Below are 8,055 nucleotides of genomic sequence, written 5' to 3' on the forward strand. Positions count from 1 at the left end.
GTGTGGTGACGGTCACCTTGCCGGTGGGGCGGGGCTCCGGGCTGCTCGAGTTCTTGAGCTCCACCACGATCTCCTCCGCCTCCTCGCGGCTCCCGGCGGGGATCGTGGCGCGCACCCGTTCCTGGGCGTACTGGGACAGGGAGTCCACGGGGATGTCCGTGGTGGAGTCGAGCTCGCTCAGCGCGATGGGACCCAGGCTCTGCGAGACGCCCTGGTAGACGGCCACCTTTCCCTGGTCCTCGCCCACGTAGTACTGCGACGACGTCCAGGCGCGGGCTCCCCAGCCGCCCAGCAGCAGCGCGACCGCGAGCACCACACCGCCGGCGATCCACGCGGCACGACGCCGCCTGGTCCCGGGCTCGGGGTCCTCGCCCTTGCGGCGCAGCAGGCTGCGCACCTCGGCTGGGTCGGTGGTCTCCTCCAGGGTGGCGGTGGAGAGCATGGTGGAGCGGCGCTGCATCGCGGAGTCGGAGACCGTGGGGATCCGGCCCGTCTGGGTGGCGTTGGCCGCCGCGCCCACCAGGAGGTGGGGGCGTTCGGCGAGGTCCTGGCGCAGCGCCGAGGCCGAGGACTGCGGTGGTTCCTGATCGGCGGGGTCCTGGCGCCCGGGCTCGCGGTAGTCGTGCCCGCCACCGGCCACGGGCGAGTCGATCGGCCCGTTCCAGTGGTCCTCGAGCGCCTCGTAGGTCTCCACGCGCAGCCGTTCGTCCGAGGTGCGGGACTCGTCCGGCACGGCGCCGTGACCCTCCCCGGTCATGGGGTGCGCCTCGTTGCCGTGGGGGATCTCGTCCACCTGCACGACCACCACGGTCACGTTGTCGGGGGCGCCGCGGTCCAGGGTGAGCTCCACGAGCGAGTTCACGATCTGGTTGAGGTCACCCGTGGAGCGCATCACGCTCTCGATGGTCCTGGCGTTGACCACGGCGTTGAGGCCGTCTGAGCACAGCAGCCAGCGCTCGCCCACGGCAGGGCGCACGGTGCGGACCTCGAGCTCCGGGGAGGCGTCCACGTCCCCGAGCACGCGCATCAGGACGTTCTTGTGGGGGTGGGTCTCGGCCTCCTCGGGGTGCAGCCGGCCCTCGTCGATGAGGCGCTGCACGAAGGTGTGGTCCGTGGTGACCTGCTGGAAGCCCTCGCTCTCGGAGAGCCGGTACGCGCGGGAGTCCCCGATGTGGGCCACGGAGATCTCGTCCCCGTCGATCAGCAGGGAGGTCACGGTGGTGCCCATCCCGCCCAGCCGGGGATTGGACTGCACGAGCTTCGCGAGGTTCTGGTTGGCGTTCTGGATCTCGTCCGCGAGCACGGTCTCGGCGTCGCCGTCGTGACCCGCGTGGTCCAGGTGCGTGAGGTCGATCACCGCGGAGGCGGAGGCCACGTCGCCGCCCACGTGGCCGCCCATGCCGTCGGCGACGACGGCCAGGTACCGGCCCGCGTAGGCGGAGTCGTCGTTCTTGGAGCGCACGCGCCCCACGTCGGAGCGAGCGGCGTAGCGGAAGGCGATGGGCATGGGCTACGGCCTCAGTTCCATCACGGTGCGTCCCACGCGGAACGGGACACCCGGCTCCACGGCCGCGGCACGGGTCAGCTTCTGGCCCTGCACGAACGTGCCGTTGGTGGAGCCGAGGTCCTCCAGGAACCAGCGTGAGCCCTGCGGGAACAGGCGGGCGTGGCGGCCCGAGGCGTAGTCGTCCTCGAGCGGAACGGTGGCCTCGGGGGAGCGGCCGAGCATCACGGGCGCGGCGCCCAGCTGGTAGCTGCTGCCCGCGAGCGGGCCGTCGAGCACCACGAGCTGCTGGGGCCGGTGCCTGGAACCACCCGTCACGGGAGCGGCGGCAGCGGCGGGCTCAGCGCGACGACCGGGGGGCTCCTCGGTGGCCACGGCGGAGCGGGTGCGGCCGCGGGATCGCGAGCGGGCCTTGCCGCTCACGCTGAGGTCGCGGGCCTGGGAGAAGACCACGGCGGCGATGAACAGCCACAGCAGTGCCAGGAAGCCGAACTGCAGCAGGGTCACGGTCAGTTCGGACACGTCAGCGCCTCTCCTTCGGGACCAGCAGCCGGAAGACCAGCCTGGTGCGTCCCATGGTGATCACGGAGCCGTCCACGAGCTGGGCGCGGCCCTGGATCCTCTGGCCGTCCACGGAGGAGCCGTTGGTGGAGCCGAGGTCCACAGCCAGGTAGTTCTGGCCCTGGCGACGGATCTCCAGGTGCTTGCGGGAGACCCCGGTGTCCTCCACGGTGATGTCCGCCTCCGCGGAACGGCCCACGCTCACGCTCGGGGCGTTGAGGGAGAAGCGCTCGGAGCCCACCTCGATCACGGGCACGGCGTTCGGCGCGGACCGGGGCACCACGGGTTCCGGAGCGGGCGGGACGGGGGCGGCGTCGTCGTGGCCGGGTGCGGCGTACCCCTGGGCGTGCGGCGCGGGCGCCGGGGGCTGCGGGGCTCGCGCGGAGGTCCCGGCGTCCGCGGGTGCCTGCGGGGTGCTGGTGCGCTCGAAGGACGAGAGGATCCGGAACTCGCCGGTCTCCAGCTCGGGCTCGCGCACGAAGCTCACCCGCACAGCGCCCTGGAGGGTGTAGGCCTGGGACCGGGCGTGGCGGATGACCACGTCGCACAGCTCCTCCGCCAGCTGCACGCCCCACTCCTGGGCTCGCGGGAAGTCGTCGTCCGAGAACTCCACGGTGAAGACGTTCGGTGCCATGGTGCGCCCGCCGGAGACTCCGAAGGACTCCTGGTCCAGTTCGCGGCGCAGCGCGCTCGCGATCTCCACGGCCTCGACGCGCTTGCGCGACCCCGCGGTGAAGGCGGTGCGCACGGCCTTCTCGATGCCGTTCTCGAGTCCGGTCCAGAAACCCATTCCGCCTCCTTTCTCGCTCGGCCAGTGGCGGCGTTCTCCGTGCCGCCGCGAGGGGCGCGGTGGGGCACACGGTCGTGGGCAGTTCCCAGAATAGTAACCGGCCGGACTGGGCGGGTGGTGACAGCCCCGCCCGTGCACCGCAGTGCGCCCCGCCGTCCGGGGGATCCGGGTCCGGCGCCGGGCGCGTCGTCCGGGTGACCCTCCCGGTGTCGCGGTGGCCGGCCCCGAGCCTCGTGGGGCACACCCGGTCAGGGCAGGGACGCGGCGAGCTCCACGGCCTCCTTGATGGCGCGCTTGGCGTCGAGCTCGGAGGCCACGTGCGCTCCGCCCACCACGTGCACGGGACGCTCGCCCTGCAGCTCGTCCACGAGATCAGCACGGGACTCCTGGCCCGCGCACAGCACCACGGTGTCCGCGGGCACCAGCAGCTCCCGCAGGGCGGGGGCCTCGGCCACCGCCGTGGTTCCCGCCGCACGCTCCGTGCCACCGGTCCGGGACGCCCCGGACGACGCCGCACGGCCGGCTTCCGGGGCCGCCGCATCCGGTTCCGGCACGAGCACGTGGACGCCCTGCTCGTCGATCCGCTGGTACTGCACACCGGTGACGAACTGCACGTCCGCCATGCGCAGCTCGGCGCGGTGGATCCAGCCCGTGGTGGTGCCCAGTCGCGCTCCCGGCTTGCCCGGGGTGCGCTGCAGGACGCTCACGCGGCGCAGGGGCGCGGCGGGGGCGGGGCGCAGCAGTCCGCCGCGCGCCTCGAGGGTGCGGTCCACGCCCCACTCCTCGTAGAAGTCCGCGCGGGGGTCGTGCGTGAGGAAGTGGGCCACGTCGAAGCCGATGCCGCCGCCGCCGATGATCGCCACGCGCTCACCCACCGGCGCTCCGCCCAGGACCTCCTTGTAGCCGAGCACGGTGGGTCCGTCCTCGCCGGGGATCCCGGGCACCCGCGGATTCACCCCCGTGGCCAGCACCACCCGGTCCGCGAACCCCAGGTCCGCCGCGGTGGCGGTGCGGCCCGTGTGCACCGTGACACCGAGCTCCGCCAGGCGGGTGCGGAAGTAGCGGATGGTGTGGGCGTAGTCCTCCTTGCCGGGGATGAGCCGGGCCAGCTGGAACTGGCCTCCGATCTCGGTGTGCTCCTCGAACAGGGTCACCCGGTGCCCGCGCTGCGCGGCGGCCTCCGCGAACGCCAGACCGGCGGGGCCCGCGCCCACCACGGCGATCTGCTCGGCCGTGCGGGTGGGCCCCAGGACGAGCTCGGTCTCGCGCATGGCCCGCGGGTTGACCAGGCAGGACATCCGCTTGCCCGAGAAGGTGTGGTCCAGGCACGCCTGGTTGCACGCGATGCACGTGTTGATCTCGTCCGGGCGGTTTTCACGGGCCTTGGACACGAAGGACGGGTCCGCCAGGAACGGGCGGGCCAGGCACACGAGGTCCGCGTCCCCCCGCTCGATCACGGCCTCGCCGATCTCCGGGGTGTTGATGCGGTTGACCGCGGCCACGGGGATCTCCAGGTGCTCACGCAGCGCGCGGCTCACCCACGTGAAGCCGGCGGGCGGGACGCTCGTGGCGATCGTGGGGATCCGCGCCTCGTGCCAGCCGATGCCCGTGTTGACGATCGACGCGCCGGCGGTCTCCACCTCGCGCCCCAGCGCGAGCACCTGCTCGAACTCCTGGGCGTCCGGGACGAGGTCCAGGGCGGAGAGCCGGTACATCACGAGGAAGTCCGGGCCGGTGACCTCCCGCACCCGCCGCACGACCTCCACGGCGAAGCGCCGCCGGGCCTCGGGGGAGCCGCCCCAGTGGTCCGTGCGCTGGTTGGTGTGCGCCACCAGGAACTCGTTGATCAGGTAGCCCTCCGAGCCCATGATCTCCACGCCGTCGTAGCCGGCCTGCTGCGCGAGACCCGCGGCGCGCGCGAAGTCCTCCACGGTCCGCGCCACGTCCTCGGTGCTCAGCTCGCGTGGGGTGACCTTGTTGATCGGTGCGCGGAGAGGGGAGGGTGCCACGGCGTCCGCGTGCATGGCGTAGCGGCCGCTGTGCATCAGCTGCAGGGCGATCAGGCCACCCTCCGCGTGCACGGCGTCGGTGACCGTGCGGTGCGGGGGCAGCTGCGACTCCTCGCTCAGGTGCGCCCCGCCCTCGCGGGCGGCACCCTCCCGGTTGGGGGACACGCCGCCCGTGACGATCAGCCCCGCTCCGCCGCGCACCCGCTCCACGTAGAAGTCCGCGAGCTCCTGCTCACCGCCCGGGGTCTCCTCCAGGCCGGTGTGCATGGACCCCATGATCACGCGGTGCGGCAGGGTCAGGGACCCCACGCGCAGCGGGGACAGAAGGTGGGGGTAGGCAGTCATCCGATACTCCAGGTCTCAGGTATTTTCTCCACCCTAGAGTGCGTGAGCAGGATCACCAATCCCCCGGGGAGGCGCGGGCGACGTCGTCCGCACCCTGGTGCGCTCGCCGTCGGCTTGTTATTCTGAATTCATCACAATAAGTCGGGCCCGGTGCGATCCCGTGCTGGCAGCCGCGACTCCACCAGGAGGTTGTCATGGCCAAGAAGTCCACCCGGAACGCCAATTTCACCGTCCCGGGTCTCACCACCGCGCAGGGCCACGCCGTCGCGGAGATCCTGCAGCAGCGCCTGCACGCCCTCAACGACCTGCAGCTGACCCTCAAGCACGCCCACTGGAACGTGGTGGGCCCCAACTTCATCGCGGTGCACGAGATGCTGGACCCGCAGATCGAGGAGGTCCGCGGCTACGTGGACGACCTCGCCGAGCGCATGGCCACCATGGGCGTGTCCCCCAACGGTCTGCCCGGCGCCATCGTGGCCGAGCGCACGTGGGACGACTACGACATCAACCGCGCGTCGGGCGTGGAGCACCTCGCCGCGCTGGACCTCGTGTACGACGGCGTCATCTCGGACCACCGCGAGGCGCTGGCCCGCGTGAGCGACGTGGACCCCATCACTGAGGACATGCTGATCGGCCAGGTCCGCGGTCTCGAGCTGTTCCAGTGGTTCATACGCTCGCACATCGAGTCCGGCGCGGGCGTGCTGGACCACGCGGGGGCCCGCACGGAGAAGACCGCCGCGAAGTCCGCCACCGGGGGCAAGGGCGCGGCCAAGTCCTCCCGCACCTCGGCCAAGGGCTCCAAGAAGAAGTAGTCCCACCCGTCCAGGGTTCCGCAACGGCCCCGGGGATCGCCCCGCGCGACCCCGGGGCCTTCGCATGCGTGCACGCCCGCGGAACGGGCCGCGCGCCCCGCACTGCCCCGCGGGGCTCTTCTCCCCGCACCCCCTGCCACCATGCGCACGAGCCGGCTGGTCTCCCTGCGTGTCCCAGTCCCGGCACGCCTCCCGCGCCCCGTACGACGACGCCGCCGGGCCCCCAGGGGTGCGCGGCGGCGTCGTGGGCCCGGCGGAGCGGGCTCAGAAGGTGAGGCCGAAGACCCACACCCCCAGGGTCATGGTGGTGATGGTGATCAGCACCAGGGCGATGAGGTTGAGCCACACGCCGCCCCGGATCATCTGGCTCACCGTCACGTAGCCCGAGCCGAACGCAATGGCGTTGGGCGGGGTGGCCACGGGGAGCATGAACGCGCACGTCGCGGCCAGCGCCACCGGAATGGCCAGCAGCATGGGGTCCACGCCGATGCCCATGGCCACGCCACCCGCCACGGGCAGGAACGTGGCCGCGGTGGCGGTGTTGGACGTGAGCTCGGTGAGCAGCAGGATCCCGCCCGCCATGAGCAGCACCAGCAGCACCACGGGCAGGCCGCCGAGGCCCTGGACCTGCTGGCCGATCCACTCGGTGAGCCCCGAGGTGGAGAACTGGGCGGAGAGCGCCAGGCCGCCGCCGAACAGCAGCAGCACGCCCCACGGCAGCTTGACCGCGGTGTCCCAGTCCAGCAGCCGGACGCCCGGTGCGGCGCCGGCGGGGCACAGGAACAGCAGCAGGCCCACGGCCACCGCGATCCCGGCGTCCGAGATCATGGGGTCGTCGAAGAGGATGGGCACCAGGATCCACGCCGCAGCGGCCAGCACGAACAGCGCGAGCACGCGCTTCTCACCCGAGGACATGGGGCCGAGCTTGTGCAGCTCCTCACCGATCAGCTCCTTGCCGCCGGGGATCTCGCTGATCTCGGGCTTGAAGAGAACCTTGGTGAGCAGCAGCCAGCACAGGGCCATGAGCACCACGGCCAGGGGAACGCCCACGAGCATCCACTGGCCGAAGCCGATCGTGATGTCGTGCGCGTCCGAGAGGTAGCCCGCCATGAGCGTGTTGGGCGGGGTGCCGATGATCGTGCCCAGGGAGCCGATGGACGCCGAGTACGCGATGCCGAGCATCAGGGCGGTGCCGAAGTTGGACTTGACCACCTCCTCCTTGAGCTGGTCGTCCTGCAGGTCCACCTCCCCGGTGTCGCGGGATTCCCCCGCCTCCGCGGTGGCCGGGGCGGTCTCCCCGTCACCCGAGCCGATCTTGGTCACGAGCAGCAGCACGGACACGCCGATCGGCAGCATCATCACGGCCGTGGCGGTGTTGGACACCCACATGGACAGGAAGCCCGTGGCCACCATGAACCCGGCGACCATCTGGGAGGGCTTGGTGCCCATGACCTTGACGGTGAGCAGCGCGATGCGCCGGTGCAGGTTCCACCGCTGCATGGCCAGGGCCAGCAGGAACCCGCCCATGAACAGGAAGATGATGTTGTTGCCGTAGGAGGCGCCCACCTTGTCGAGCGTGATGTCCTCGCCCAGCGTGGGGAACACCACCAGGGGGATCAGTGCCGTGGCGGGCAGCGGCAGCGCCTCGGTCATCCACCACACGCCCATGAGCACGGCGGTGGCCGCGGTGAGCTTGGCGTTGTGGGGCACGTCCTGCGGCATCAGCGCGTAGATGGCCACGGCGAGGGCGAGACCCGCGAGCAGTCCCAGCAGCCGGATCGTGCGGGTGTGCGGCTTCTCGGCCGGAGCCCGCTCACCCGGGGACTGGAAGTTCACCTCCTCGCCGCGGTGCGGATCCGGGTCCAGGTTCTTCAGGTGTGCGCCGGGCACGGCCGGGTGGCTCATGGTGTTCTCCACATCGTCGTGGGAAAGGGGATCCCCTCCAGCGTAGGTGAGGGCGGGGGAGGGGACCCCGGGGCCGCGCCGGGCCGGCCCCGCGTGACAGGTTGTGAACGCGTCGGACCGGCGCGGCCC

The 8,055-nt window shown here is 72.0% G+C and carries 6 protein-coding genes; 1 reads left to right on the forward strand and 5 read right to left on the reverse strand.

Annotation, left to right across the window (positions count from 1 at the left end):
- The 4 genes from D9R02_RS10465 to D9R02_RS10480 all read right to left on the reverse strand — a co-directional run.
- On the reverse strand, nt 1–1,507 hold a 1,507-nt coding region (locus D9R02_RS10465; RefSeq protein ID WP_121566881.1), incomplete at its 3' end, for a PP2C family protein-serine/threonine phosphatase.
- 3 nt (nt 1,508–1,510) lie between these two features.
- Nucleotides 1,511–2,026 carry an FHA domain-containing protein FhaB/FipA gene (locus D9R02_RS10470; protein ID WP_121566882.1) on the reverse strand — a complete coding sequence of 172 codons (516 nt, stop codon included), beginning with the start codon at nt 2,024–2,026 and terminating at the stop codon, nt 1,511–1,513.
- Between the two features lies 1 nt (nt 2,027).
- Nucleotides 2,028–2,855 carry an FHA domain-containing protein gene (locus D9R02_RS10475; RefSeq protein ID WP_019311030.1) on the reverse strand — a complete coding sequence of 276 codons (828 nt, stop codon included), beginning with the start codon at nt 2,853–2,855 and terminating at the stop codon, nt 2,028–2,030.
- A gap of 248 nt (nt 2,856–3,103) precedes the next feature.
- Nucleotides 3,104–5,209 (reverse strand): NADPH-dependent 2,4-dienoyl-CoA reductase, encoded by a 2,106-nt coding sequence (locus tag D9R02_RS10480; protein ID WP_121566883.1) that lies wholly within the window; start codon nt 5,207–5,209, stop codon nt 3,104–3,106.
- A 194-nt stretch (nt 5,210–5,403) separates the two neighbouring features.
- On the opposite strand from D9R02_RS10480, the gene D9R02_RS10485 reads away from it, so the two are divergent.
- Entirely contained in the window at nt 5,404–6,021 is a 618-nt protein-coding gene (locus D9R02_RS10485; RefSeq protein WP_019311032.1) for a Dps family protein, read from the forward strand.
- A gap of 264 nt (nt 6,022–6,285) precedes the next feature.
- Here the strand turns inward: D9R02_RS10485 and D9R02_RS10490 are convergent, their stop codons facing one another.
- Nucleotides 6,286–7,926 carry an SLC13 family permease gene (locus D9R02_RS10490; protein WP_052239284.1) on the reverse strand — a complete coding sequence of 547 codons (1,641 nt, stop codon included), beginning with the start codon at nt 7,924–7,926 and terminating at the stop codon, nt 6,286–6,288.
- Nucleotides 7,927–8,055 lie beyond the last annotated feature (129 nt).

It is taken from the genome of Kocuria rhizophila, assembly GCF_003667225.1.
GTDB classification, from domain to species: domain Bacteria; phylum Actinomycetota; class Actinomycetes; order Actinomycetales; family Micrococcaceae; genus Kocuria; species Kocuria rhizophila.

Coding starts and splice junctions, on each gene's coding strand:
- D9R02_RS10490 (WP_052239284.1), bottom strand. CDS start 7,926: ATGAGCCACCCGGCCGTGCCCGGCGCACACCTGAAGAACCTGGACCCG.
- D9R02_RS10485 (WP_019311032.1), top strand. CDS start 5,404: ATGGCCAAGAAGTCCACCCGGAACGCCAATTTCACCGTCCCGGGTCTC.
- D9R02_RS10480 (WP_121566883.1), bottom strand. CDS start 5,209: ATGACTGCCTACCCCCACCTTCTGTCCCCGCTGCGCGTGGGGTCCCTG.
- D9R02_RS10475 (WP_019311030.1), bottom strand. CDS start 2,855: ATGGGTTTCTGGACCGGACTCGAGAACGGCATCGAGAAGGCCGTGCGC.